At 66.5% G+C, this 26,555-nt stretch carries 26 protein-coding genes and 2 pseudogenes; 16 read left to right on the forward strand and 12 right to left on the reverse strand.

All coding sequences use genetic code 11. The features are described from left to right. Positions 1-68: 68 nt before the first annotated feature. The gene (locus tag DIE16_RS27765; RefSeq protein ID WP_124893816.1) at positions 69-917 is read left to right on the forward strand and encodes a LysR substrate-binding domain-containing protein; all 849 of its coding nucleotides are present in this window, start codon (positions 69-71) and stop codon (positions 915-917) included. Positions 918-941: 24 nt separating this feature from the next. On the opposite strand, the gene DIE16_RS27770 is transcribed toward DIE16_RS27765, so the two are convergent. Next, on the reverse strand, positions 942-1,832 hold the full coding sequence (locus DIE16_RS27770; protein ID WP_124667921.1) for a LysR substrate-binding domain-containing protein: 891 nt from the start codon (positions 1,830-1,832) through the stop codon (positions 942-944). Between the two features lie 153 nt (positions 1,833-1,985). Between DIE16_RS27770 and DIE16_RS27775 the strand changes: the two genes are divergently transcribed. After that, complete coding sequence (locus DIE16_RS27775) at positions 1,986-5,039, forward strand: FAD-binding and (Fe-S)-binding domain-containing protein (protein ID WP_124893817.1); 3,054 nt, start codon at positions 1,986-1,988, stop codon at positions 5,037-5,039. 81 nt (positions 5,040-5,120) lie between these two features. On the opposite strand, the gene DIE16_RS27780 is transcribed toward DIE16_RS27775, so the two are convergent. The 3 genes from DIE16_RS27780 to DIE16_RS27790 form a co-directional block, all read right to left on the reverse strand. Continuing rightward, complete coding sequence (locus DIE16_RS27780) at positions 5,121-5,423, reverse strand: XRE family transcriptional regulator (protein ID WP_124489315.1); 303 nt, start codon at positions 5,421-5,423, stop codon at positions 5,121-5,123. A gap of 88 nt (positions 5,424-5,511) precedes the next feature. After that, a complete protein-coding gene (locus DIE16_RS27785) occupies positions 5,512-6,666 on the reverse strand; it encodes a branched-chain amino acid ABC transporter substrate-binding protein (RefSeq protein ID WP_124523117.1) in 1,155 nt (384 codons plus the stop codon). 558 nt (positions 6,667-7,224) lie between these two features. Further along, positions 7,225-8,130 carry a DMT family transporter gene (locus DIE16_RS27790; protein WP_124893818.1) on the reverse strand — a complete coding sequence of 302 codons (906 nt, stop codon included), beginning with the start codon at positions 8,128-8,130 and terminating at the stop codon, positions 7,225-7,227. A 57-nt stretch (positions 8,131-8,187) separates the two neighbouring features. Here DIE16_RS27790 and DIE16_RS27795 point away from each other — a divergent pair, with 57 nt between their 5' ends. The 4 genes from DIE16_RS27795 to DIE16_RS27810 all read left to right on the forward strand — a co-directional run bounded on the left by DIE16_RS27795 (position 8,188) and on the right by DIE16_RS27810 (position 11,129). Beyond that, complete coding sequence (locus DIE16_RS27795) at positions 8,188-9,168, forward strand: LysR substrate-binding domain-containing protein (RefSeq protein ID WP_124489312.1); 981 nt, start codon at positions 8,188-8,190, stop codon at positions 9,166-9,168. Between the two features lie 171 nt (positions 9,169-9,339). Next, on the forward strand, positions 9,340-9,999 hold the full coding sequence (locus DIE16_RS27800) for a nitroreductase (protein ID WP_124489311.1): 660 nt from the start codon (positions 9,340-9,342) through the stop codon (positions 9,997-9,999). 33 nt (positions 10,000-10,032) lie between these two features. Further along, positions 10,033-10,500 carry a sodium:proline symporter gene (locus tag DIE16_RS27805; RefSeq protein ID WP_124893819.1) on the forward strand — a complete coding sequence of 156 codons (468 nt, stop codon included), beginning with the start codon at positions 10,033-10,035 and terminating at the stop codon, positions 10,498-10,500. Positions 10,501-10,655: 155 nt separating this feature from the next. Next, entirely contained in the window at positions 10,656-11,129 is a 474-nt protein-coding gene (locus DIE16_RS27810; protein ID WP_124893820.1) for a hypothetical protein, read from the forward strand. A gap of 89 nt (positions 11,130-11,218) precedes the next feature. Here the strand turns inward: DIE16_RS27810 and DIE16_RS27815 are convergent, their stop codons facing one another. The 7 genes from DIE16_RS27815 to DIE16_RS27845 all read right to left on the reverse strand — a co-directional run bounded on the left by DIE16_RS27815 (position 11,219) and on the right by DIE16_RS27845 (position 18,009). Then, complete coding sequence (locus DIE16_RS27815) at positions 11,219-11,608, reverse strand: carboxymuconolactone decarboxylase family protein (protein WP_124489308.1); 390 nt, start codon at positions 11,606-11,608, stop codon at positions 11,219-11,221. A gap of 15 nt (positions 11,609-11,623) precedes the next feature. Beyond that, the gene (locus DIE16_RS27820; protein WP_124489307.1) at positions 11,624-13,036 is read right to left on the reverse strand and encodes a cytosine permease; all 1,413 of its coding nucleotides are present in this window, start codon (positions 13,034-13,036) and stop codon (positions 11,624-11,626) included. Between the two features lie 115 nt (positions 13,037-13,151). Next, on the reverse strand, positions 13,152-14,621 hold the full coding sequence (locus tag DIE16_RS27825) for an aldehyde dehydrogenase (RefSeq protein ID WP_124489306.1): 1,470 nt from the start codon (positions 14,619-14,621) through the stop codon (positions 13,152-13,154). A gap of 12 nt (positions 14,622-14,633) precedes the next feature. Continuing rightward, positions 14,634-15,671 (reverse strand): LLM class flavin-dependent oxidoreductase, encoded by a 1,038-nt coding sequence (locus DIE16_RS27830; protein WP_124489305.1) that lies wholly within the window; start codon positions 15,669-15,671, stop codon positions 14,634-14,636. Positions 15,672-15,682: 11 nt separating this feature from the next. After that, entirely contained in the window at positions 15,683-16,618 is a 936-nt protein-coding gene (locus DIE16_RS27835; RefSeq protein ID WP_124489304.1) for a flavin reductase, read from the reverse strand. Position 16,619: 1 nt separating this feature from the next. After that, positions 16,620-17,438, reverse strand: a complete 819-nt coding sequence (locus DIE16_RS27840; protein ID WP_124523127.1) for an alpha/beta fold hydrolase — start codon at positions 17,436-17,438, stop codon at positions 16,620-16,622. Then, positions 17,407-18,009: an amino acid synthesis family protein gene (locus tag DIE16_RS27845; RefSeq protein WP_124523129.1), complete on the reverse strand. Its 603-nt coding sequence runs from the start codon at positions 18,007-18,009 to the stop codon at positions 17,407-17,409. The genes DIE16_RS27840 and DIE16_RS27845 overlap by 32 nt, the downstream gene beginning before the upstream one ends. A gap of 106 nt (positions 18,010-18,115) precedes the next feature. On the opposite strand from DIE16_RS27845, the gene DIE16_RS27850 reads away from it, so the two are divergent. The 10 genes and pseudogenes from DIE16_RS27850 to DIE16_RS27895 all read left to right on the forward strand — a co-directional run. Then, positions 18,116-18,406 carry a DUF1330 domain-containing protein gene (locus DIE16_RS27850; RefSeq protein ID WP_124489301.1) on the forward strand — a complete coding sequence of 97 codons (291 nt, stop codon included), beginning with the start codon at positions 18,116-18,118 and terminating at the stop codon, positions 18,404-18,406. 132 nt (positions 18,407-18,538) lie between these two features. After that, positions 18,539-19,228 (forward strand): GntR family transcriptional regulator, encoded by a 690-nt coding sequence (locus tag DIE16_RS27855; protein WP_124489300.1) that lies wholly within the window; start codon positions 18,539-18,541, stop codon positions 19,226-19,228. Positions 19,229-19,434: 206 nt separating this feature from the next. Continuing rightward, positions 19,435-20,403 (forward strand): flavin reductase, encoded by a 969-nt coding sequence (locus tag DIE16_RS27860; RefSeq protein WP_124489299.1) that lies wholly within the window; start codon positions 19,435-19,437, stop codon positions 20,401-20,403. 150 nt (positions 20,404-20,553) lie between these two features. After that, positions 20,554-21,594 carry an ABC transporter substrate-binding protein gene (locus DIE16_RS27865; protein ID WP_124489298.1) on the forward strand — a complete coding sequence of 347 codons (1,041 nt, stop codon included), beginning with the start codon at positions 20,554-20,556 and terminating at the stop codon, positions 21,592-21,594. A 141-nt stretch (positions 21,595-21,735) separates the two neighbouring features. Further along, positions 21,736-22,620, forward strand: a complete 885-nt coding sequence (locus DIE16_RS27870) for an ABC transporter permease (RefSeq protein ID WP_124489297.1) — start codon at positions 21,736-21,738, stop codon at positions 22,618-22,620. An 86-nt stretch (positions 22,621-22,706) separates the two neighbouring features. After that, the gene (locus DIE16_RS27875) at positions 22,707-23,507 is read left to right on the forward strand and encodes an ABC transporter permease (protein WP_124489296.1); all 801 of its coding nucleotides are present in this window, start codon (positions 22,707-22,709) and stop codon (positions 23,505-23,507) included. Between the two features lie 11 nt (positions 23,508-23,518). Beyond that, a complete protein-coding gene (locus tag DIE16_RS27880) occupies positions 23,519-24,625 on the forward strand; it encodes an ABC transporter ATP-binding protein (RefSeq protein ID WP_124523131.1) in 1,107 nt (368 codons plus the stop codon). An 11-nt stretch (positions 24,626-24,636) separates the two neighbouring features. Further along, positions 24,637-25,344, forward strand: a complete 708-nt coding sequence (locus DIE16_RS27885) for a GntR family transcriptional regulator (protein WP_124489294.1) — start codon at positions 24,637-24,639, stop codon at positions 25,342-25,344. A gap of 254 nt (positions 25,345-25,598) precedes the next feature. Continuing rightward, a pseudogene (locus tag DIE16_RS27890) lies at positions 25,599-25,820 on the forward strand (aldehyde dehydrogenase family protein); the annotation flags it as partial. A gap of 193 nt (positions 25,821-26,013) precedes the next feature. After that, positions 26,014-26,430 (forward strand): annotated as a pseudogene (locus DIE16_RS27895) (methyl-accepting chemotaxis protein); the annotation flags it as partial. Positions 26,431-26,448: 18 nt separating this feature from the next. On the opposite strand, the gene DIE16_RS27900 reads toward DIE16_RS27895, so the two are convergent. After that, positions 26,449-26,555: 4Fe-4S dicluster domain-containing protein (locus tag DIE16_RS27900; RefSeq protein ID WP_148092725.1), on the reverse strand; the 107-nt coding region annotated here is incomplete at its 5' end.

Consider the following 26,555-nt stretch of genomic DNA (forward strand, 5'->3'; position numbering starts at 1 on the left):
TGTCCGGCGTTGGAGGAGGACAGTAAAACGGGATAAACTGAATCGATTGATCAGATTTTCTGAATGACATGAAAAAGCTCGACCTCGATGTGCTGGCGATGGTGGTGGCCGTGGCGGAGTCCGGCTCGTTCGCGCAGGGCGCGCAGACGGTGCACCGGTCGCCGTCGGCGGTGAGCATGCAGATCAAGGCGCTGGAGGATGCACTCGGCAAGCCGCTGTTCATCCGCGACACGCGCAACGTCACGGCCACCGACGACGGCCGCATGCTCGCCGAATACGGCCGCCGGATGCTGGCGCTGCGCGACGAGGCGTGGGCGTCGGTCGTGCGGCCGGAGATCCGCGGGCGCGTGACGATCGGCGTGCCGGACGACTACATCTCGTCGCTGCTGCCGCAGGTGCTCGGCAAGTTCGCCGCGATGCATCCGCGCGTCGAAGTGCGCGTGATCGGCCAGCCGAGCAGCGCGCTGGTGCCGATGCTGAAGGACAACGCCATCGATCTGGCCTGCCTCACGCGCATCAAGGGCGTGACCGGCGAGCTGGTGCGGCGCGAGCCGATCGTGTGGACCGGCTCGGCGAAACGGAACGTGTGGGAAGAGCGGCCGCTGCCGGTCGCGCTCTTCACGCACGGCAGCATGGCGCGCGATCACGCGCTCAAGGCGCTGAACCGGCAGAAGATTCCGTTCCGGATGTCATACGAAAGCCCGAGCTTCCTCGGCTTGCTCAGCATGGTCGAGGCCGGCCTCGCGATCGCGCCGCTCGCGCGTTGCAGCATTCCCGCGCATCTCGTCCGGCTGTCGCAGAACGAAGGGCTGCCGCCGCTCGACGCGGTCGAGGTCGTGCTCGCGCGCAGCGCGCAATCGGCGCGCCCGCTGTGCGACTACCTCGCCGAACAGATTCTCGACGAATGGCGCGCGTGAGCGCGCCGCGCGGCTGCCTGCACGTCAGCACGATTTCAGCAGCCATTCCCGAAACGCGACCAGCGACGGCAGCGTGTCGTTTTCCGGCGGATACACGAGGTAGTAGCTGCGCTGGCTGGTGATCGCGTCGCCGATCGACACGAGCTCGTTGCGGCTCAGTTCGTCTTCCACCAGCACCTTCGGCACGAGGCCGATCCCCATTCCCGCCCGCACGGCCTGGATCAGGTGCGACGTCAGCTCGAAACTGGGACCGATGCGCATCTCGCGATGATCGAGCCCGAAATGCGAGAACCATTCGGCCCACGCGTGCTGATTGCTCGTCACGCCCAGCAGCGTCTGCCCGGCCGCCCATGCCGGCGCACGCGGAGCCGCCTTGCGGCGCGCGGCTGACTCGGGGCTCGCGATCGCGATCAGGAACTCGTTGTACAGCCGGTGCGCGTGCAGGCCGGGCCAGTCGCCCGCGCCGACGGTGATGGCCGCGTCGAGGTCGTCGGTATGGAAGTCGATGCCGCCGATCCGCGAATGCAGGTGCACGGTCACGCCCGGATGCGCGGCATAGAAATCGTGCAAGTGCGGCAGCAGCCATTTCGAGCCGAAGGTCGGCAAGGTCGCGAGCCGCAGCGTGCCGGCGCCGGCCTGGTGCGACATCGCCTGCAGCGTCGCGCCGCGGATGCGCCCGAGCGCGCCGCTCAGCTCGACGAAGTAGCGCCGGCCGACTTCCGTCAGCTTTACGGAGCGGCCTTCACGCCGGAACAGCGGCACGCCGAGCTGATCCTCGAGCGTCTGGACCTGCCGGCTGATCGCGCTCTGGCTCAGCGACAGCTCGTCGGCCGCACGCGTGTAGCTTTCGTGGCGCGCGGCGGCCTCGAACACCAACAGCAGCGACATGGACGGGGTCAGGCGACGGTAATTCATGAGTTTTATGCAAGTTTTGCCGGGGGAGAATTCGTTTGTTTATCGCGCTGATCCGCACGATACTGGATTTCCGGGCTGCGTGGAATCTTGCTCAAAACTCATGTTTTCGATCGAGGCCGCGCACCGGCTCCCTCCACATTGCGCTTTCATCCCATGCCGATCGCTCCGTTGCCCCGTCCCGCCAGCCCGCCCGAGGCTCGTTACCGCGACTTTCTCGCCGCCCTCCAGGCGGCCGGATTCGCCGGCGAAATCCGCGCGGACCATGCGAACCGGACCGTGCAGGCGACCGACAACTCGATCTACCAGCGCCTGCCGCAGGCGGTGATCTGTCCCGCGCATGCGGACGACGTGCGGCTGCTCGCGCGCCTGCTCGCCGAACCTGCGCACCGCGACGTCGCGGTGGCGGCGCGCGGCGGCGGCACGGGCACCAACGGGCAGTCGCTGACCGACGGCGTGGTCGTGGACCTGTCGCGCAACATGAACCGGATCCTGGAGATCAACGCCGGCGAGCGCTGGGTGCGCGTGCAGGCGGGCGTCGTCAAGGACCAGCTCAACGCCGCGCTGAAGCCACATGGCCTGTTTTTCGCGCCCGAGCTGTCGACGTCGAACCGCGCGACGGTCGGCGGGATGATCAACACCGACGCGAGCGGGCAGGGCAGCTGCACGTACGGCAAGACACGCGACCACGTGCTCGCGCTCGACTTCGTGCTGATGGGCGGCGAGCAACTGCACAGCGACGCGCTCGCGGACGACGAACTGGAACGCCGCTGCGCACGGCAGGACCGGGTCGGCAAGGTCTATCGCACCGCGCGCCGCATCAGCGACGAAAAGGCCGCGCTGATCGACGCGAAGTTTCCGAAGCTCAATCGTTGCCTGACCGGCTACGATCTCGCGCACCTGCGCGAACCGGACGGCCGCTTCAACCTGAACAGCGTGCTGTGCGGCGCCGAAGGCTCGCTCGGTTTCGTGGTCGAGGCGAAGCTGAACGTGCTGCCGATCCCGAAGTATTCGGTGCTGGTCAACGTGCGCTACGCCGGCTTCATGGACGCGCTGCGCGATGCGCGCGCGCTGCTCGAACTCAAGCCGTTGTCGATCGAGACGGTCGACTCGAAGGTGCTGATGCTCGCGATGAAGGACTTCGTGTGGAGCAGCGTGGCCGAGTATTTCCCGCAGGACGATGCGCGTCCGACGCTCGGCATCAACCTGATCGAATTCTGCGGCGACGACGCCGGCGACGTCGATGCGCGCGTGCGTGCGTTCGTCGAGCATTTGCGCACCGACACGCGCGTCGAGCGCCTCGGCCACACGCTCGCGACCGGCGACGACGCGGTGAAGCGCGTGTACGCGATGCGCAAGCGCGCGGTCGGCCTGCTCGGCAACGTGCAGGGCGAGGCGCGCCCGCAGCCGTTTGTCGAGGACACCGCGGTGCCGCCCGAGAATCTCGCCGCGTACATCGCCGAATTCCGCGCGCTGCTCGACGGCCACGGGTTGCAGTACGGGATGTTCGGCCACGTCGACGCGGGCGTGCTGCACGTGCGCCCGGCGCTCGACATGAAGGACCCGAAGCAGGCCGCGCTGGTGCGGCCGGTGTCGGACGCGGTGGCCGAACTCACGCAGCGGCATGGTGGCCTGTTATGGGGCGAGCACGGCAAGGGCGTGCGCTCCGAATATGCGCCGGCGTTCTTCGGCGAGCTGTATCCGTCGCTGCAGCAGCTGAAGGCCGCGTTCGATCCGCACAACCAGTTCAACCCGGGCAAGATCGCGACGCCGCCGGCGCCCACGCTGCGGCTCTTGAAGATCGACGAGGTGCCCACGCGCGGCGATCACGACCGGCAGATCGACGAGCGCGTGTGGCAGAGCTACGGCACGGCGATGCACTGCAACGGCAACGGCGCGTGCTACAACTTCGATCCGGACGACGCGATGTGCCCGTCGTGGAAGGCGACGCGCGAACGCGTGCAGTCGCCGAAGGGACGCGCGTCGCTGATGCGCGAATGGTTGCGTCTGCAAGGACAGGCCGGCGTCGACGTCGTCGCGGCGGCGCGCGCGCGGCAGCCGTTCCTGCGCGGTTTCGCGCAACGCTGGCGCAACAGCCGCGCGGCGCGCAACGGCGAAGCCGACTTTTCGCACGAGGTGTACGACGCGATGGCCGGCTGCCTCGCGTGCAAGTCGTGCGCGGGGCAGTGCCCGGTCAAGGTCAACGTGCCCGAGTTCCGCTCGCGCTTTCTCGAGCTGTATCACCAGCGCTACTTGCGGCCGCTGCGCGACTACCTGATCGGCTCGCTCGAATTCACGATGCCGTGGATGGCGCGCGTGCCCGCGCTGTACAACGGCCTGATGCGCGCCGGCTGGGTGCGCACGCTGCTCGAGCGGCACGTCGGCATGGTCGATAGTCCGCTCCTGAGCCGCTTCGACCTCGCGGCCGTGATCCGGCAATGGAAGGTGCGGCCGGCCGAGCCGCAGGCGCTCGCCGCGTTGAGCGATGCGCAGCGCGCACGCAGCGTCGTCATCGTGCAGGACACGTTCACGCGTTATTTCGACACCGAGCAACTGGCGACGCTGATCGAACTGGCCGCGCGTATCGGCTTCCAGGTGTGGCTCGCGCCGCTCGCGCCAAACGGCAAGGCGCTGCACGTACAGGGCTTTCTTCGCGCGTTCGAGCAGGCGGCGATTCGCAACGCGACGCAACTGGCCGCGCTCGCGCGCTCGGGTGTCGCGCTCGTCGGCCTCGATCCGGCGATGACGCTCACGTATCGGCAGGAATACCTGAAGGTGACGGGGCTCGCCGACGTGCCGAAGGTCGCGCTGCCGCAGGAGTGGTTGCTGGACGCGATGCCGGAGGCCGGGGCGGGCGCGCACGGCGTATCGGCAGCGTACCGGCTGCTGCCGCATTGCACCGAGAAGACCAACGCGCCCGACAGCGGCAGGCAGTGGGCGCAGGTGTTCGCGCGTCGCGGGTTGCGCCTGGCGGTTCAGGCGGCAGGGTGCTGCGGGATGTCGGGGACCTACGGGCACGAGGCGCGCAACCTGCAGACGTCGCGCACGATCTATGCGCAATCGTGGGCCGCGCATGTCGATGCGCCGGAAGTGGAGGGTGAAGCGCTGGCGACCGGGTATTCGTGCCGCAGCCAGGTGAAGCGCATGTCCGCGCGGCAGGTGCGTCATCCGCTGCAGGCGCTGCTCGAGCACGTGCGTGCGGCGGCGTGACGGGCGGGCCGCGAGCGCGGCGCGGCAGCGCGCGTGACGGTGTCGAGCGGCACCGGCGATGCCGCTACCGACCGCTGCGGCTCAGGAGCCGGCTTTCGCGGTCTTTCGCGTGCGCGGCTTGTCCGCCACCGGAAACGCGCCGACGCCGCGCGGCCGTTTCGGCTCGATGCCCGTCTTGCCGATCACGTGCCGGAAATCGATCTCGTGCGCGGCGAGCGCGCCGATGAGTGTCGCGATGACCGCGAGATGGGAAGGGACGGTGCCCTTGCTCGAATAGTTCGTGATGGAACTCTCGTTCATCCGGATCAGCCGGGCGAACTCGCGCGCCGTCAACTGCGCTTTCTTCAACTCCTGTTGAAATTCCGCGTACGCCATTGCACACATGTCGCCTCATCTCCGCAAAACTTGAATCGGCCCCGCGCGACGCCGGCGCAAACGGGTGGCGTTCCCGTCGTGCCGGCGTCGCGAGGCGTTACATCTTCACCTGGTCGAGGAAGGTCTTCTTGCCACTCTTGTAGCCGTAGATCGAGATGATCCCGTGCGTCAGGTCGCCCTTCGCGTCGAACGTCGTCGTGCCGATCACGCCTTCATATTTCGTCGACGGCATCGCGGCGAGGATCTTCGCCGGGTCCGTCGAGTTCGCGCGCTTCATCGCGTCGACCGCGATGTAGACCGCGTCGTACGCGAACGGCGCATCGAACTTGATGCCCTGGTTGAAGCGCTTCTGGTACTTGGCGAGGAACGCCGCGCCGCCCGGCATCTTCTCGAGCGCCGCGCCCGCCTGCGAGCACAGCACGTTGTCGGCGGCCGGGCCGGCCAGCTGGGCGAGCGAGTCGGTGCACACGCCGTCGCCGGACAGGATCTTCGCGCGCAGGCCGAGCTGCTTCGCCTGCTTCGCGAGCGGGCCGCCGGTGGCGTCCATGCCGCCGTACATGATCGCGTCCGGGTTCTCGCCCTTGACCTTGGTGAGAATCGCGCGGAAGTCGACGGCCTTGTCGTTGGTCGCGTCGTGCGACAGCACCTTCAGGCCGAGCGCCTTCGCCTTCTTCTCGAATTCGTTCGCGAGGCCCTGGCCGTATGCGGTCGAATCGTCGATCACCGCGACGCTCTTCACGCCCTTCGACTGCGCGTAGCTCGCGAGTGCCGGACCTTGCTGCGCGTCGGTCGCGACCACGCGATACGTGGTCTTGAAGCCCTGCAGCGTGTAGGTCGGGTTCGTGGCGGACGGCGAGATCTGCACGATGCCCGCGTCGCTGTAGATCTTCGACGCCGGGATCGACGTGCCCGAGTTCAGGTGGCCGATGACGGCGACGACCTTGTCGTCGACGAGCTTCTGCGCGACCTGCGTGGCCTGGCGCGGGTCGGCCGCGTCATCCTGCGCGTCGAGCTGCAGCGTGATCTTCTGGCCGCCGATCGTCAGGCCCTTCGCATTGATTTCCTCGACCGCGAGGCGCGCACCGTTCTCGTTGTCCTTGCCGAGGTGCGAAATGCCGCCCGTCGTCGGTTCGACGCTGCCGATCTTCACGACCTGGTCGGCCATCGCGCCCGACGCGGCCGCAAATGCGGCGGCCGCCAGTGCGACGGTGATCAGGGGTTTGCAGCGCATGCCGACAGTGCTTCGTTCCATCTGCCATCTCCGTTGATTGATATTTCTGGTGCCGTCCGGTTTGCCGCGCGCCCTTGTGAGGTGGTCGGTGTGCCGGACGAATCTCCGTGACCCGTGACGGGCCCGGCTTGCATGTCGCCCGGGGCTCGCACGAGCGAGCGGGCGATTGCGTCCGGCGACACGCAATTCGTATGAATATATCCGAACGCGCTTGCGCCCGCTTCCGCGAATTGCCCGGCCTTGCGCAAATGTGATGCGATGGCGCGGCCGTTTCGCGATGCGTCGCGCAGGTGTGAGCGTCTTGTGCCGTCGATTGCTTCGATTATTCGATCGGGCCGCTCCCGATGACCATGGACAGCGCGATGCAATCAATCCGGCACTGTTCGGTCGATTTGTCTGCACAGTTTCATCGCCGTGGCGCTGCTCGAGATGCCGCGATCCGCTTGTTGCAACTAACGGTCAAGCCCGGCGGCGTCGGCGAATGGCGACGGGCCGTTCGGCGCAGCGTGTACGTCCGGCTTTGCAGATGACGGGGCCGGCTCGTTCGGCTCGGCGTTGCCGTTCGGCGCGGCCGCATCCCTACGTCCGTCCGCGCAAGGCCACGAATATCACGCCGGCAATCGCCAGCAGGCCGCCGCACACCGTTTCGATGCCGGGCCGCTCGCCTGTCAGCGCCATCGACAACACCGTCGCGACGGCCGGTGTCAGGTAGAGGAAATTGGCGGCGCGTGCCGGCCCGAAGTAGCCGAGTGCGAAGGTCCAGGTCGCGTAACCCAGCGCGGCGGGAAAGATGCCGAGCACCAGGACGGCGAGTGCCGTGTCGCGTGACGCGCCGCCGCCGCCGAGCGATGCGAGCGCGCCGGGCAACCAGGGCGTGAGCAGCAGCGCCCCGGCCAGCAGCGTATACGCGGTGCAGGGCAGCGCGCCGTAGACGGGAATCAGCCGCCGCTGCAGCACGAAATAGCTGGCCGAACACAATGCCGCGCCGAGGATCAGCGTGCTGCCGGAGCCGAGCACGAGGCCGCCGGGCTGGCCGTGCGCGATCACGGCGATGCCGGCCAGGCTGACCAGCGAACCGAGCCATCCCCGGCGATTGAAGCGTTCGCGAAGAAACACCGCCGCCAGCAGCGCCGTGAAGATCGGCAGCGTGTTCACGATGAAGCTCGCCGCGCCGGCCGACACGGTCTGCTCGCCGGTATTGAGCAGCGCGTTGTAGAGTGCGATGCCGAGCAGGCCGCAGACGAGAAAGCGCAACGCGTCGCCGCTGGCCGGCATGCGAGGCCGCCGCCATGCGAGCCATGCGATCGCGAGCACCGCCGCGGTCGCGAAGCGCGCGGCCGCGAGTTGCAGCGGAGCCAGCCCGTGCAGGCCGATCCGGATGAACGGGAAGGCGGAGGCCCACGAGACGATCGTGAACGCCACCGCGCCGGCCGCGACGAGCGGCAGTCGCGCGCTGCGCGACGAGGGGGAGGAAAGCGTGTTCATGCGGCAATGGTGTGGCGACGCGAGATGTTAAGCTAGCGCACAGATCAACCAGCGGGTATGAATATGGCTCACAGCTCGGTGCGACGCCGGGCCGATGGCCCGGCGCGCACGCAGCAGCATGCGGCGGACGCGCTGCCGTCGGTCGCGCCGGCACCCGGCCCGCGGCCGCCGCTGGCCAGCCTGGAAACCGTCTGTGCGGTGGCGCGGCTGGGCTCGTTCCTGGCGGCCGCCGACGCGTCCGGCGTCACGCACGGCGCGATCAGCCGGCGCGTGGCGGCCGTCGAGAACTGGCTTGGCATGGCGTTGTTCGAACGTCATGCGCGCGGCGTGCGGCTGACGCCGGACGGCCAGCGTTTCGTCGGCCGGATCGAACAGGCGTTCGCGATCATCGACGGCGCGGCCGACCAGTGGCGCTCGCCGCGTACGCCGCGACTGGTCAGGATGAGCGTGGTGCCGGCATTCGCGCAGCTCTGGCTGCTCGAGCGCCAGCACGCGCTCGAGAGCGAGGCGCCCGCGTTGCGCATCGAGCTCGGCATCGAACTTCGCAATGTGGACATCGCCGCCGGCGAAGCGGATCTGTCGATCCGGTACGGGCGCGGCAACTGGCGTCAGCTCGAAACCAGCGCGTTCATGCCGGAGACGCTCCATCCGGTCGCGCATCCGCGGCTCGCCGCGCAGCTGGCCGCGCGGCGCCGTCGCAACGACGCCGCCGCGCTGCTCGAGATGCCGCTGCTGCACGACTCCGACGTGACCGGCTGGCGCACCTGGTTCGACGCGCTCGGCATACCGTTCAAGCCGCGCGCGCAGGATCGCCGTTTCGAGGACTACAACCTCGTGCTCGCGGCGGCCGAGGCGGGGCTCGGCGTGGCGCTGGCGCGTACGCCGCTCGCGGATGCGTATCTCAGGCGCAGCGCGCTCGTCCGCGTGAGCCGGCATGAGGTCGAGTCGCCGCTCAGGTATCACTTCGTGCATGCGAAGGGCGAGAATCGTCCGGAGGTGCTCGCGCTGATGGAGCGGATGCGGGCCGCGCTGGGATAGGCGGCACGGGCGTCGAGGTGTGCGACGCAGGCGACGCAGGCGGCGCGGACGGCGCCGCCGCTCGACCCGGGCTACCGGATCGTCGACAATGCGACCGCGGAAAATTGCGGGACCCGACAGATTAACGAGAATCGAGCGTGTTGAACCGTTCGAATGCAGAGGGAATGAGGAATGAATAGACCAGACAAGTCGTCGAAAGCGCGTGCGGCGCTCGACCAGCTGTTTTCGGGCATGGCGCCCGCGGACGCGCAGCAGCGCGCGTCGCGCCCGGGCAACCCGTTCGAAGCGGCAGGCGACCCCGCCGGCGCCGACGGCCGCGTCGAAGTCACGCTGTCGACGAGAATCCAGTTGCGCGGCTACCCGGGCGCGGATGCGTTCATGAAGCGCATGGCCGAAGCCTGGGGCCTCGCGTGGGGCCCGTACGACGCCGTGCGGGCGACGGCGACGCTGCCGGCCGGCTGGCGCTCGCGCCGGCTGCCGGAAGTCACGCAGATCGTCGACGAACGCGACGTGCTGCGCGCGGAAAGCAGCCTGCAGGGCGGCGAGATGTCGTATCTGAAAGTGCATCCGCGCTATTACATCGATGCGCGCAAGGGGGTCGGCTGGCGCAAGTCGTCGAAGGCGTCCGACGATCCGGATCTCGACGGCCCCGACTGGAACTGCTACGTGATGGATCGGGAAAAATCCGCCGAGGTGCACGAGCTGACGACGTCGTCGTCGAAGGCCGATCTGGACAACGCGCGTGCGACGTTGCTGAAATGGCTCGACGAGCACTACCCGAAGCATCGTGATCCGTTCGCATACTGGACGGATTGCGAACGTCCGCTGTAAGTCCGCACGGCGCGCGGCCATCGCGGAGCACCATTGAAACAGGACGGCCCGGTCCCGATTCTCTGGGCAGCGTTCGGCGCGGCGGTCGGCTCGACCGTCATCGAGCTGCTGCTCTGGCCGATCGCCGGAGAAGACCCCTTTCACAACCTGCTGAGCGACGCGCGCCTGACGGCCGCCCTCGTGATGGGGCGAGCCGTGCTCGGCGCGTCCCCGGGCTTCGATCCGACGATCATGGGCGTGGCGACGCTGGTGCATGCCGCGTTGTCGCTTGCCTATACGGCCGTGCTGGCGAAGATGGTGCGCAACCTGTCGCCCGGCGCCGCGCTGGTGGCGGGCGGCGCGTTCGGACTGGTGCTCTACGGTATCAACCTGCACGCGTTCACCGCGATCTTCCCGTGGTTCGTTCCGGTGCGCGGCGCGATCACGCTGGTCGCCCATGTGGTCTTCGGCGTGATGGCGGCGGGCGTCTACTGCATCGTCCGGCGTTCGGCGCGCGCATGATCGTCGGCGGTTCGTGCATCACGCATGCGTATCCCGACCCCAGGAATAATCGGCCATGCCACATCGTCTAATGGTCGGGTGACCCTATACGAAGCCGCGCGTCGTCCGTGACGCCAAGGCTCGGGTGGTCGGGGGCAACAATGCAGGAGCCGATCATGTGCAACTTGTTTCGGGTCGGGATGGGCGTCGTCTGTCTCGGCTGCTCCATGTGCGTGCTTGCGCAAACCTATGACGACTCGCCGGACGAAGGCGCCCGCTGCCGTGCGGTCGTCATGCAAGCGGAAATCGACGGCACGGAACAGCAGATCGTCGGGCGCGCGTGCCGGCAAGGCGACGGCACCTGGCAGATGATGCAGAGCACGGACGGCAGCATCGTGTGGTATCCGGATACCGCCTATCCGTACGCCGACCCGTGGTACTGGGGGCCGGCGGTGTTCGTCGGCACGGGCGTCAGCTTCGTCTTCATCGACCGTTTCCATCATCGCCATCACTTCGACCACTTCGGTCACGCCGGCCACTTCGACGGGGGCATGCGTGGTCGTGTCGGCGTTCCGATGGGCACCGGCTTTCACCGTGGCCCGGTGTTCGTCGGCGGTGAGCACGGGTTCGGGGGAATGAGGCGGCATTGAGCCGGCGTACATGGCGCGGCGGACGCCCACCGCAGTGTGCGTGCGCCGCGTCGTTGCGATCTCGCATTACGCGCGCGCGAGCGGCTCGCTTACTTCAACGCCCCTTCGGCCACCAGCACTTCATGTGCAGCCTTGAACGCGCCGAGCCCGTGCGGGATCCCGGAATACGCGGTGGCATGCAGCAGCGTCGCCTTGATTTCATCGACGCTCACGCCGTTGTTGAGCGCGCCTTTCACGTGCAGCTTGAGCTCGTTCGTATGACCGGCGGCGGTCAGCATCGCGAGATTGAGCAGGCTGCGCGTCTTGCGGTCGAGTGTTTCATCGCCCCATGCCCAGCCCCACGCCCATGCCGTGGTTGCGCGCTGGAACGCCATCATGAAGGCGTCGGCCTTTTCCATCGACGCATCGACATATTCCGGGCCGAGCACTTCCCGGCGGATCGGCAAGCCCTTCTGAAACAGCGCATCATCTTCGTTCATGATCGATTTCCCCGGTTATTCCAAAGCCCCGGCGCCCGCCGGGCACCGTCCGCGCGAACGCGAACCGTCCTTCGACGCGAACAGGTAGCAGACCGTCGCGGTGACGACGAGGCCCACCATCCACGATACGTCGGCGCCGCCGAGAACCGATGCCCACGCGCCGTGGAAGAAGCTCTCCTCCATGAACGGCACCTGGACCGCAATCCCGAACGCGTAGATCGCGATGGCCCTGACGTTGAACGCCCCGTACACGCCACCGCTGCTGCTGATGATTTCCGTGACCCGGTAGCGGCGGTTGTTGACCAGGTAGAAGTCGATCAGGTTGATCGCGATCCACGGTGCCAGCACGATGCGCAGCGCGAAGATCGCGTTGAGGAAGATCGAGATGAAGTTGCTCGACGCCCACAGTGCAGCCGCGGTCGACGCCACCAGCAGGACCGCCGACACGACGACGCGCACGTTGCGGCCGGGCACCCAGTGCGGCCGGAACGTCTGCGCGGCGGTGATGAACGACAGCACCGCGCCATACAGGTTCATCCCGTTGTGGCCGATGATGTTGACCAGAAACAGGAAGATCAGCACGTAGCCGAACGCGCCGGTCTGCTCGCGGATCGCCTGCATCGCGTCCGTCGAATGCCCGGTGCTGACGGCGAGCACGCCGAACAGGAATGCGAAGATCGTCCCCAGTGACGTGCCGAGGTACGTGTACGCAAAGGTCTTTCCGAATCCGGCGGAAGCCGGCAGATAGCGCGAATAGTCGGACGTATAGGGCGCGAAGCTGATCTGCCAGACCGCACACAAGCCGAACATCGCGAACCAGTTGGCGAGATCGAAATGACCCTGCTGGAACATCCGCGCATCGAGGCCCGGCACCATCAGCGCGATGCCGATCAGCAGTGCGCCACCCATGAACCACGCGCCGATCTTGTTGAAGCGATGAATGAAGTGGCAGCCGATCACACCGACCAGCGTCGCGAGCACCGCGCCGATGACGGTTGCGATCGGCACCGGCACTGCGGGCGCCGCCGTGTGGAGCGTCTTGCCCGCGAGAATGATGTTCGACACGAAGAAGCCGAGATAGATCAGCGTGGTGAAGCACACGACCAGCAGCGATCCGTAGCGGCCGAATTGCGCGCGGCTCTGGATCATCTGCGGCGCGCCGACCAGTGGCCCCTGCGCGGAAGTGAGCGCATGAAAGATCGCGCCGAAGAACTGCCCGGCCGCGATCGCGACAATCGCGCTCATGAGGTCGAGGTGGAACACCAGTACCGACGTCGCACCGGAAATCACGGCCAGCGGGGCGACGTTCGTGCAGAACCACAGGGTGAAGAGGTCGGCCGGCTTGCCGTGCCGCGCCTCCGGCGGAACATATTCGATCGAGTTGCTTTCGATGGCGAGAACGCTGCCGTCGCTTTCCTGCTTTGTCATGCTGTCTCCATCTTTATTGCCGGGGCCATGCGTCGCCGCATGCGCCTGATGACGCGCGCGGCGCGGCATGGCCCTTGCGGCCTTGAGTCGATACTGCCGGCGAAAGCGTAGCCGCTCAGCGCATCACGAACGGGTCGCCGATCGGATCGTCCGACGTGCGCAGCCACACGGACTTCGTGGTCGTGTATTCGAGCGCGGCGCTCAGGCCGCCTTCACGTCCATGCCCGGACAGCCCGAAGCCGCCGAACGGCACGAGCGGCGACACGGCCCGATAGGTGTTGATCCACACGATGCCGGAGCGCACGCGCTTCGACACGCGGTGCGCACGCGTCAGGTTGGTCGTGAAGATGCCGGCCGCGAGGCCGTAGGCGGTGCCGTTTGCCTTCTCGATCGCTTCCTGTTCGGATTCGAACGTGTCGACCGACAACACCGGGCCGAACAATTCGGTCGTGATGCTGTCGGCTTGCGCAACGCCGGTGCAGTCGAGGATCGTCGGTGCGTAGTAATACCCGTCGCGCTCCAGCCTCTTTCCGCCTGCGAGCACCTTGGCACCCTGGCGCGCCGAGTTCTCGACGACCGTCTCGATGTTGCGAAGCTGCCGTTCCGTACACAGCGGGCCGTACTCGGTTTCCCGCTCGTTGGGTGAACCCACGCGAATCCGCGACACACGCTCGACCAGCAGCGCAAGGAACTGCTCCTTGACGGAAGCCTCGATCAGCAGGCGCGACCCCGCGACGCAACTCTGGCCGCTCGCCGCGAAGATCGCGGCGACCTGCGCATTCACCGCGCTCTGGATATCGGTATCGGCGAACACGATGAACGGCGACTTGCCGCCGAGTTCGAGCGACACCTTCGCGAGGTTGTTGGCCGTGTTTCGCACGATGTGGCGCGCGGTCTCGGGGCCGCCGGTGAACGCGACCTTGTCCACGCCCGGGTGGCTGCTCAGCACCGCGCCGCATTCCGGGCCGAAGCCGGTAATGACGTTGACGACGCCCGGCGGGAATCCTGCCTCGTGCACGATGCGCGCGAACTCGAGCAACGGTCCCGGTGCTTCCTCGGACGCCTTCAGCACCACCGTGCAGCCGGCCGCGAGCGCCGGGCCGATCTTCACCGCGGACAGGAACAGCTGGCTGTTCCAGGGCACGATCGCGGCGACCACGCCGACCGGCTGCCGCTCGAGCCACACCTGCATGTCCGGCTTGTCGACGGGGATGCTGCTGCCTTCGAGCTTGTCGGCGATGCCCGCGTAGTAGCGGTAATACTCGGCGACGTACGCGATCTGGCTCGACGTTTCCCGGATGATCTTGCCGGTGTCGTTCGTTTCGATTTCGGCGAGCCGCGGTGCAGCTTTTTCGACCAGATCGGCGAGCCTGTACAGCAGCTTGCCGCGCGCGGACGCGGAAAGCCCCGCCCAGGCGGGATCGGTCAGCGCGCGACCGGCCGCCGCTACCGCGCGGTTCACCTCGTCGGTGCGGGCTTCCGGCATCTGCGCCCACACGGCGCCGGTCGCCGGATTGATGCTGCCGAACGTGGCGACACCGGGTCCGAACTGCCCGTCGATATACAGCTGAAATTGCACATTCATGGCATCGCCCCCTTACTGGAACGCCGGCATCACGTCGCGGATCATCCGCTCGAGCGACGCCTTCTTGCGCTCGAAGCTCATGCCGGTATCGATCCAGAACGAGTACTCGTCGAAGCCGAGCTCTTCATAGGCCTTCAGGCGCCCGATCACTTCCGCGGGCGTGCCGATCACGTTGTTCTTGCGCATCGCTTCCGGCGTGTAGAAGGGGTGCGCCGCGATTTCGTCGCGGCTCAGCGGCTTGATCATCCCGCGGCTGACCGGACGCTCGTTCTTGAACCACGCGCCGAAGTAGTTGTAGAACACGTTGACTTCGTCGGCGGCCAGCTGTGCGTCGTCCTCGCTGCTTGCCACATAGGTGTGACGCAGCAGCATGATCTGCGGGCGCGGCACGTCGCTGAACTTCGCGCACGCGGCGTTGAAGTGGCCGACGAGCTTCTCGACTTCCTCGTCACCGAGGTGCAGCGGCGTGACCTGCACGTTGCAGCCGTTGGCCACCGCGAACTCGTGGCTGTTCGGATCGCGCGCGGCCACCCAGATCGGCGGATGCGGCTGCTGCAGCGGCAGCGGTGACGACGTCGTCGACGGGAATTGCCAGAACTCGCCGCCGTGCGCGTAATCGCCTTCCCACAGCTTCTTTACGGCCGGAATGAGTTCGCGCAAGCGCTGGCCTGCGCCCCACGCGTCGAGGCCCGGCATCAGGCGCTCGTATTCGAACGAGTACGCGCCGCGCGCGATCCCGAGCTCCAGGCGGCCGCCCGTGATGATGTCCGTCATCGCGGCTTCGCCGGCGAGCTTGATCGGATGCCAGAACGGCGCGACGACCGTGCCCGTGCCGAGCCGCACGCGCTTCGTCTTGTTCGCTAGGTCGACGAGGTTGATGAACGGGTTCGGCGCGATCGTGAAGTCCATGCCGTGGTGCTCGCCGGTCCAGACGGCATGCATGCCGCCGCGGTCGGCGATCTGGCACAGCTCGACCATCTCGTCGTACAGCTGCTTTTGGCTGGTCTGGTCGGAGACGCGCTCCATGTGGACGAAAAGCGAAAAACGCATGATGTGACCTTTCAGGAAAGAAGCGGGCGGATGGTGCCGGTGCTGTGATCGCCGAAGTACAGGCCGTAACTCTTCAACTGACTCTCTTTGCGATAGCGCTCGAGCATGCTGGCGAGCGCGCTGTCCTGGAACGCGTCGGCGTCGAGGTCGTCGAGGCTCACGAATTCGCCGGCGACCGCCGCTTCGTCCGGTGCGCTGCAGAGGAACGAGATGTACTGGTAGTGCGTCTCGGTATTGTTGTAGACCGAATAGATGAAGCTTGCCGATGCGTCCGGCTGGTATTGCCGGAACAGTTCGGCGAGCGCCTTGTCGGCGCCTGCGTTGCCGATTTCCCGGGTGGGCAGCGCCCACTTGCGATCGGCCGTCTTCACCATCAGGACCTTGTCGTCGCGCGTGATGATCGCGCTGACGATGACCTTCGGTCCGGCGATGACTTCGGCCGACAGCTTCGCCGGCGTGAAGTAGCCGCCGCGGTAGTAGCCGAGCCCCGCGTAGCCGGCGGAATGGAACGCCTCGATCTTGCCGATGATGAGCGCGTGATCGCCCGCGTCGATCACCGCGTGCGTCGTGCAGTCGAACCACGCGCTGACGTCGTCGATCAGCGGGTTGCGATGCGCGCTCAGGTGCCAGCCGACGTTCGCGAAGCGATCGTCGCTCGGTCGCGCGAAGGTGTTGGAGAGGTCCTTTTGCCCTTCGGCGAGGATGTTGATCGCGAAGTGGCCGATCGTGGAAAACGTCTGGAAATTGCTCGACGTCTTCGCGATGCTGACGAGCAGCAGCGCCGGATCGAGCGACACCGACGAGAACGAGTTCGCGGTGAAGCCGAGCGGCTGGCCGTCGTCGCGCGCGGTGGTGACGATCGTCACGCCGGTCATGAATGCGCCGAACGCGTCGCGCAGCTCCCGCGAGTTGATGATCGGCGTTTCCTGGCTGATTGCTTGGCTCATGTCACACTTCCGATTTCAGGGTTTCCGCCTGCGGCACGGTGTGCAGCCACGCACGCAGCGCGCGATTGACGGCGTCGGGCGCGGTCAGGTTCACCATGTGGCGCTCGTTCTCGATCACGACAGCCTTGCCGTCTTGCGCGGCCTGCGCCATTTGCCGGGCCATCTCGGGCGTCGAATTCGGGTCGTCCGACCCGGTGAGCACGAGGGCAGGGCACGCGATCCGGTGCCAGCCGTCCGCGTATATGTCGTCACCGTTCGCGAACGCGGTGTACGCGGTCGCGTAGCCGGCCAGATCGACCGACTGCAGCCACGCTTCCACCTTCCGCGCGGCGGCCTGCTGCGCGTCTTCCGCGTTGAACCAGCGCCGCAGCGGCGTATCGATGTCGATGGTGCCCGAGCGCAGTTCGGCGGCACGTTGCAGCACGGCCTCGCGCGCCTGTTCGGTGCGGCGGTACACGCCGTTCAGGACTGCCACGCGCTTGACCAGATCGGGCCGCGTCACGGCGACGCCGGCGGCGATCAGCGAACCCATCGAGTGGCCGGCAAGGTTGACGGGGCCGACCTTCAGCGCCTCGATGAACCCGACGGCCCACTGGACGAACTGCTGCAGGTCGGCGTCGGTGTCGAGCGCATCGCTCATCCCGTGGCCCGGCATGTCGACGGAGATCACGCGGAAATCGCGCGACAGGTCGTCGATCTGCGGATACCACGCGCCCGCCTGCATGCCGACCCCATGAATCAGCACCAGCGGTTCGCCGGTGCCCTGGTCGAGATAGTGGGCGACGCGTTTATTTGACAGCAGCAGGGTTCTTGACGTCATTTCCGAGCTCTGCGAGATCTTTGTAGCGGTCGCCGATGCGGTGATGCGGACGGCCGGCGGTCGCGGCGCCGATGGCGATGACCAGTTCGTCGGCGGCCGGTGCATCCGGGATCGAGAACTGGAGCGTCAGGTAGTGCGAACGGCGGCCTTCGTCATTCTTGTCCATCATCGGGATCAGCAGCGGCGCATTGGCCGGGCCGCGCGTATTGTTGAACGCGAGGTACGACTTCGCGCCGACGGCCGTGCGATAGATGTTGCCGAAGTGCAGCGTATGGATCAGCGCGGATGCATGCTCGATTTCGCCGTCGAGGCCGACGATCGCGCTCTTGCCGAACGCTTCGACCGCGTCGCCCGAACCGGCCTCGTCGAGGATCAGTTTGGTCAGGTGTTCGCCGAGCTGCGGGGCGATCGCGCGAATCTCCGGCGACAGGTCCTCGACGTACCCGCGGCCTGCCCACGGGTTCTTGATGACGGCGACGGCGCCGATCATCTTCAGTGGCTTGGCAGCGACCTTGTCGCCATCCACGTAGAGCGTCTCGACATGGAGGACGGATTTCCGAATCAGGCTCATGGCACCTTCCTTTCGTGCGTTGATTGTGCGATTCATTGTGGTATACCATGTTACGGCATGCCATGCGTGTAAACCCGTAGCAGGAATTTCCCAAGAGAGGTGACAAATGAGTGCGTACTGGATTGCCCACGTGCAGGTGCTGGATCCCGTGAAGTACAAGGACTACACGGACATCGCGCCGCAGGCGTTCAAGAAATTCGGTGCCGTGTTCCTGGCGCGTGGCGGCGCGTCGCAGACGCTGGAGGGCGATGCGTTCGAGCGCCACGTCGTGATCCGCTTTCCCGACATGGAAACGGCGCTTGCGTGTTATCACTCGCCGGAGTACCAGGCGGCGAAGGCGAAGCGGGATGGATATTGCCGGGCGCAGATCGCGATCGTCGAGGGGCTCGGGGGCTGATCGCCTGGTCGGGCGCGGGCGCAGGCCGGGCGGGATGGAAGACGCTGGCAGTTAGGTCATAATATGGCATTCCATGTTTGCGCCCGGCTCGCGGCCGGCTGCAGGCCCATACCCGTTTCCAGAGTGCCGCTCATGCAAGACCTGAAAATCGACCGCAATGCCAAGACCCTGCGCGAACTGACGCTCGACAAGCTGCGTGGCGCGATCGTGCAGGGCTATTTCCGGCCGGGTGCCCGGCTCGTCGAGCGCACGCTGTGCGATGAGCTCGGCGTCAGCCGCACGGTGGTGCGCGAGGTGCTGCGGCATCTCGAGACCGAAGGGCTGGTCGAGACCGTGTCGCGGCAAGGGCCGGTGGTCGCGCGGCTCGATCCGGCGCAAGTCGGCGAGATCTACGAACTGCGCGGCCTGCTCGAAGCCAATGCCGCGCGTGCCTGCGCAGAGCGCGCGACGCCCGAAGTCGTGCGGCAGTTGCGAGAAATTCGGGCAACGATCGAGGATGCGTTCGAGAAGCAGGAATTGCCACGTGTGCTCGAATTCACCGAGCGCTTCTACGAAACCCTGTTCGAAGCCGCAGGAAAGCAGGTGTCGCTGACGGTGGTCAAGACGCTGAACGCGCGCATCAACCGGTTGCGCGCGCTGACCATCGCGATGCCGGGGCGCGGCGGCGATTCCAACACCGAGATGAACCGCCTGCTCGAAGCGATCGAGCAGCGCGACGGCAACGCGGCATCGGCCGCGTCGGCTGCGCACATCAAGCGGGTTTCCGAGCTGGCGCTGTCTGCGCTCGCGCAACAGCAGGACGAGGCATCCAGCGATAGTTGATGCAGCCCGAGCGCGAGCATCCAGACGCGCGAATTGACCCGGAAGGCCGCCGGCGTGCTACGCCGGCGGCCTTTTGTTTTGGCTATCGAATACGTGGCGATCCGCGGATGCATCATGGTTTTCCATGATTTTTGACACGTTGTTGTCGACCATAAGATGGCATACCATAATCTCATCGAGTAGCGCAGTAATCACGGGAGCACGCCATGACTGAGTCGATGACCGGGTCCACCGCGCAGCAGGCATTCGACACGCTCGGATTCCGCCGCGCCCTCGGCGCATTCGTCACCGGCGTGACGGTCGTCACGACGATCCAGCCCGACGGGTCGCCGCGCGGTTTCACCGCGAACTCGTTCACGTCGGTGTCGCTCGATCCGCCGCTGATCCTCGTGTGCATCGCGAAGACGGCATCGAGCCATGCGGTGTTCTCGGCTACGCAGCGTTTTGCCGTCAGCGTGCTGGCGGAAAACCAGACCAACGTGTCCGGCGTGTTCGCATCGAAGGCGCAGGACAAGTTCGCGCAAGTGCCATGGGACACGCGCAAGACGGGCGCACCGGTGATCCGGGATGCGGCGGCGAGCTTCGACTGCGTGACCCACGACGTGGTCGATGCAGGCGACCACGTCATTCTGATCGGGCGCGTGGTCGATTTCGCGCAGACGAGCGCGTCGCCGCTCGGCTATTGCCGCGGCGCTTACGTGAACTTCACGCTGTCGCAGGACGCGTTGTCCGCGGCAGGCGGGCATGCCGAGGTGGGTGCGATTCTCGAACATCGCGACGGGCTGGTGCTCGTCGATACGCCGCACGGGCTGCGCTTGCCGACCGGCACCCGGCTCGATCCGGCCAGTGACCCCGCGAGCCTGCGCGGCGTGCTCGCGAAGCTCGGGCTCAACGCGCATCTCGACTTCCTGTTCGCAGTTTTCGAATCGGCCGGCGGGCGCGAGGCTGGCGTCCATATCTATTACCGCGGCCGTGTTATGCCTACCGGTTCGCCGTGGTTCGACAGCAGCACCCGTATCGTGCCGCTCTGGCAAGTGCCGTGGGACGAGATCGCCGACCCCGCCGTGCGCTCGATGCTCGAACGCTACGTGCGTGAACGCCGGCAGGACGCGTACGGCATCTATGTCGGCGATACGGAGGCTGGCACCGTGCAGACACTTGCAGTCGCGCATTGAAGCGACTTGCCGCAATCAGGCGTGGCGAAGACACAAGAATCAGGATCATGATGCCGGCGAGGTTTGCGCCGCCGGTCTGAAGGCGCGTATTCGAATGGCTGCCATCCCGGCGGTCGCGACGCGCGGCGTTTCCCCTTGGAGAGAGAGACCATGAGCAGCAGAAGCATCCCGCGTTTCGCAGCGTCGCGCCTGGCATGCATTGCACCGTTGGCCGCCCTGTGCGCCGCGCCGGCACTGGCCGCCGATCCGATCGTGTTCACCAGCTGGGGCGGCACGACCCAGTCGTCGCAACAGAAGGACTGGGCGCAGCCGTTCACGCAGGCGAGCGGCATCAACGTGCTGATGGACGGGCCGACCGACTACGGCAAGCTCAAGGCGATGGTCGACAGCGGCAACGTCAGCTGGGACGTGGTCGACGTCGAGGGTGACTTCGCGTATGCGGCGGAAAAGGCAGGGCTGATCGAGCCGATCGACTATTCGGTGGTGAACAAGGCCGAACTCGACCCGCGCTTCGCGACGCCGTCTGCGGTGGGCAGCTTCTATTATTCGTTCGTGCTCGGCTACTACAAGGCGAAATACACGAGCGCGCAGCCGCAGAACTGGGCGGACCTGTTCGATACCAGGCGCTTCCCTGGCAAGCGCACCTTCTACAAGTGGTCGGCGCCGGGCGTGCTCGAGATCGCGTTGCTCGCCGACGGCGTCGCGCCCAACAAGTTGTATCCGCTCGACCTCGACCGCGCATTCAAGAAGCTCGATTCCATCAAGGGTGACATCGTCTGGTGGAGCGGCGGTGCGCAGTCGCAGCAGTTGCTCGCGTCGGGCGAAGCGCCGATCGGCATGTTCTGGAACGGCCGCCTGCATGCGCTCGCGCAGACAGGCGTGCCGGTCGGCATGTCATGGAACCAGAACCTGACCGCTGCCGACATGCTCGTGATCCCGAAGGGCGCGAAGCATCGCGACGCGGCGATGAAGTTCCTCGCCGCCGCGACGGGTGCGCAGGCTCAGGCGAAATTCGCGGCCGACACCGGTTATGCGCCGATCAACGTGAAGTCGGCGGCGCTGATGCAACCGGCAATCGCGAAAACGCTCCCGGACCAGTACAAGGCCACGCAGATCAACCTCGACATGAAGTACTGGGCCGAGAATCGCGACGCGATCGCGAAGCGCTGGTACGCGTGGCAGTCGAAGTAAGCCGGCGTGGCCAGTCGTATGGATCTGAATTCTGTTAAGGAGGCCGAACCGGATCGAGCCGGCGCGGATGAGCAACGAACCTGCTTGGGGCCAGCGGTAACAGGCACTCAAGTGCTGGCGCTGGCCGACCAAGGAGCCACCATGCCAAACGTATTGAGTACCGTCGCGCATCCGAGCGCGACGCCGCCGCGCAAGCGGCGCGACTGGCGCAGCATGCGGCTGCTGATGCCCGCAGTGCTGCTGCTCGTGATCTTCTTCCTGCTGCCGGTGCTGTCACTGCTGTTGCGCAGCGTGCTCGAACCGATGCCCGGGTTGCACAACTACGAGCAGCTGCTCGGCTCGACGACGTACGTGCGCGTGTTCGGCAATACGTTTCTTGTTGCGACGGTCGTCACGCTCGTCACGCTGATCGTCGGCTTTCCGATGGCATGGCTGCTCGCGATCGCGCCGCGCCGGCTCAGTTCGGTGCTGTTCGCGATCCTGCTGCTGTCGATGTGGACGAACCTGCTCGCACGGACGTTCGCATGGATGGTGCTGCTGCAGGGAACGGGGCCGATCAACCGCGCGCTGATGGCGCTCGGCGTGATTCACGAGCCGCTGTCGCTGGTGAACAACCTGACCGGCGTGACGATCGGCATGACCTACATCATGCTGCCGTTCCTCGTGATGCCGCTGCATGCAACGCTGCGCGGCATCGACCCGTCGACACTGCGCGCGGCCGCGGTGTGCGGCGCGAGCCGCTGGCAGGCGTTCTGGCGCATCCTCGTGCCGCTCGCGATGCCGGGCGTGGCCTCCGGCGTCCTGATGGTGTTCGTGATGGCGCTCGGTTACTTCGTCACGCCGACGCTGCTCGGCGGCCCGTCGTACATGATGTTGGCGGAACTGATCGCGCAGCTCGTGCAGGAACTGCTGAACTGGGGCCTCGCCGGCGCCGCGGCCTTCGTGCTGCTCGCCGTGACGCTAGCCCTCTATGCGTTGCAGCTGCGCTTCACCGGCAGCGCGCACGCCACCACCGGAGGCCGCTGAGATGAAACAACCCCGAAGCTCACTACGTTCGCTGCTCCCGGAGGGGGCGCCAGCCTCCCTTGGGGCGGCCCGGCGGGAGGACTGACATGTTGCTCGATTTCGATCGCCTGGGCGCGCTGCGCTGGATCCTCGTGGCCGTGGGCGCGGCTGTTGCGTTGTTTCTGCTGTTGCCGATCGTCTTTATCGTCGCGCTGTCGTTCGGCGATTCGCAGTGGCTCATCTTCCCGCCGCCGGGCTGGACCCTCGAATGGTACCGGCAGCTTTTCACCGACGCGGGCTGGATCGACTCGCTGCTGACCAGCGCGAAACTGGCGGTGATCGTCACGATGCTGTCCGTCGCGATCGGGTTTCTCGCGTCGCTGGCGCTCGTGCGCGGCAAGTTCCGCGGCCGCGAGGCCGTGCGGGGCTTCTTCCTCACACCGATGGTGCTGCCTGTCGTCGTGCTCGCCGTCGCGCTGTACGGGTTCTTCCTGCGCATCGGCCTGAACGGCACGATGACCGGCTTCGTCATCGGCCACCTGATCATCGCGCTGCCGTTCTCGATCATCTCGATCAGCAATTCGCTCGTGAGCTTCGACACGGCGCTCGAAGACGCGGCGCTGATCTGCGGCGCGTCGCCGCTTACCGTGAAGCTGCGCGTCACGCTGCCTGCCATCCGGCTCGGCCTCTTCGCCGCCGCGATCTTCGCGTTCCTCGCATCGTGGGACGAAGTCGTCGTGTCGATCTTCATGTCGAGCCCGACGCTGCAAACGCTGCCCGTGCGGATCTGGGCGACGCTGCGGCAAGACCTGACGCCGGTCGTCGCGGCCGCTTCGTCGCTGCTCGTCGGACTCACGACCGTATTGATGCTGGCGGGCGCCGTGGTGCGCCGCGCACGCGCTCACTGAGGTAACACGCCATGACTGCATTCCTGCAAATCCAGCGCCTGCGCAAGACCTACGACGACGTCGTCGCGATCGACCAGGTATCGCTCGACGTGCGCAAGGGCGAATTCATGACCTTCCTCGGGCCGTCGGGTTCGGGAAAGAGCACCACGCTCTACATCGTCGCGGGCTTCCAGGAGCCGACCGACGGTCGCGTGCTGCTCGACGGCAAGCCGCTGCTGTCGGTCGCGCCGAACCGGCGCAATATCGGGATGGTGTTCCAGCGCTATACGCTGTTCCCGCATCTCACCGTCGGCGAGAACGTCGCGTTCCCGCTGCGCGTGCGCCGCCGGCCCGACGCCGAAGTGCGCGCGAAGGTCGAGCAGATGCTGAAGCTCGTGCATCTGTCCGAGTGCCGCGACCGGATGCCCGCGCAACTCTCCGGCGGCCAGCAGCAGCGCGTCGCGATCGCGCGTGCGCTGGCATATGATCCGCCCGTGCTGTTGATGGACGAGCCGCTCTCTGCGCTCGACAAGAAGCTGCGCGAGGAAATCCAGCTCGAATTGCGCCGCATTCACCAGGAAACCGGCGTGACGATTCTCTATGTCACGCACGACCAGGAGGAGGCGCTGCGCCTGTCGGACCGCATCGCCGTGTTCAACCAGGGGCGCATCGAGCAGGTCGGCACCGGCGAGGAGCTTTACGCGAACCCGGCATCGCGCTTCGTCGCGAGCTTCATCGGGAACTCGAATTTCCTGCCGGTCAAGGTGATGAAGCACGGCGACGGCCGCATCGGCGGTGTGTTGCCCAACGGCCTCGAAATGGCGTCGGACATGTTCCACCCGACGCTCGCCGCCGGCGACGAAGGCACGCTGATGATCCGCCCTGAACAGATGCGTATCAGTTCGCTGCAGCGCGCGAGCGGCACGAATGGTTTGAGCGCCGCGTCGGCCTTGCCCGTGACCGTGCGCGACGTCACCTATCTCGGCGATGCGATGCATTACGCGGTCGCGACGCCGTGGCAGCAGGAAATCTCGATCCGCACGCCGGCTGCGCATCGGCACGACAACGGCATCGTGATCGGCGCGCAGGCACTCGTCGACTGGGACGCACGCGACGCGCGCCTCTTTGCGCAAGCCTGACGGCGGCAATCATGAGTCCTGCTCCGCCGTCCCTGAAAGTCCAGCGGCCGACCGCCACGCTGCGCGAGCTCGCGCTCGAGAAGATGCGCACCGCGATCCTCGATGCGCATTTCCAGCCCGGCGAGCGGCTGGTCGAGCGCTCGCTGTGCGAGATCCTCGGCGTGAGTCGAACCGTCGTGCGCGAGGTCCTGCGGCATCTGGAAACGGAAGGTCTCGTCGCCTCGATTCCGAACCAGGGGCCGATCGTCGCGGTCCTCGATTTCGACACGGCCGCCGAGATCTACGAAATACGCGCGTTGCTGGAGGGCGAGGCGGCGATGGCCTGTGCGCAGCATGCGGACGAATCGCTCGTCGCCGAGCTGGGTGCGTGTATCGACGCGATCCGGCAAGCGTTCGATGCGCAGGATCATCAGGCGGTGAAGGTGCTCACGTCGGCATTCTACGAACGCATGTTCATCGCCGGGCAAAAGCACGTCGCATGGGAAATCGTTCAGACGCTGATCGCGCGTATCAACCGGCTGCGTGCGCTGACGATCGCGTCCGACGATCGCGGGCACCGGGCGGTCGAGGAGATGCGCGCGATTCTCGCGGCCATCGCGGCGGGCAACGGCGTGGCGGCGCGCGAAGCGGCCATCGCGCACGTGCACCGGGTGGCCGAGATCGCACGCGGGCTGCTCACGCACGGTCACGAGAGTGCATCGTGGCGTCAGGCGGGGTAGCGCGTCTGGCTTCGTGATGCAGTGCCTGGCGCCCTCCGTCATTTGAAATTCTCCGTATTCGCGGCTCGAGTCGTGCTCGGGTCGCCTCCTGCATTTTTATCCCCGGAAGGACCGATCGTGGAATTGAACACGCTGTTGAAGGCCCCGGCGCTGTTGCGTCAGCAGGCTTATGTCGACGGGCAATGGTGCGACGCCGACTCGGGCGAGCGCCTCGGCGTGCTCGGCCCGGCGACGGGCGCAACACTCGGCACCGTACCGAGCTCGGGCTCGCCGCCTACCTCTTCAGCCGCGACATCGGGCGTGTGTGGCGGGTGGCCGAGCAGCTCGAATACGGGATGGTCGGCATCAATACGGGCCTCATTTCCAACGAGGTCGGGCCGTTCGGCGGCGTGAAGCAGTCGGGAGTCGGCCGCGAAGGGTCCCGCTACGGCATCGACGATTATCTGGTCATCAAGTATCTGTGCATGGCGGTCTGATCGCCGGTTCGTTTGACTGAAAGAGGGCGCGCCGACATGGATACGTGGTCGTCCAGAAACGCCGGACTCGCGCGCGATCGCATGGGACACACGCATCGTCGATGCGGGCGAACTCGCCGGCACGCGATACCCGCCCGGGTAACGCTGCACGTCGTTGCGATTTGCCTCGCGATGAAGACGATGGCGAACGAATGACGCTGTCGTGGAGGCTGCCCGCGCTGGCGAGCAGGGGCGCGGATTCGCCGTGGTGGCGAGCGAAGTGCACGGTCCGGCACAGTCCTCGGCTTCGGCTCCGAAAGAAATCGAGGAACTGGTCAGCACTTCTGTTGCCCTGATCCTGGACGGCGCGACGCAGGCGACGGACGTCGGCGCGACGATGGGACGCGTCAAGCAGGCGATCAGGCCGGTGTCCGATATCGTCGGCGAGATCGCCGCTGTGTCGGACGAGCCGAGCCGCGGGATCGAACCAGTCGATCAGGCCGTCGCGCGGCAGAATGGGGCTCTTGGCGAACAGTCGGCGGCAGCGGCACGTTTGCTGGAAGAGCAGGCAATGACTCCGGGCAAGGCTGGCTCGGTATTCAAGGCCTCGGAGAGCGAAATGTCTGCATGAAAGCGGGCGTTCTCAACGTTACATGCTTGGGTAATTCGGCCCGCCGCTGCCTTCCGGCGTGACCCACACGATGTTCTGCGTCGGGTCCTTGATGTCGCAGGTCTTGCAGTGCACGCAGTTCTGCG

The sequence above is a fragment of the Burkholderia sp. Bp9090 genome (genome assembly GCF_003857985.1).
Taxonomy (GTDB): domain Bacteria; phylum Pseudomonadota; class Gammaproteobacteria; order Burkholderiales; family Burkholderiaceae; genus Burkholderia.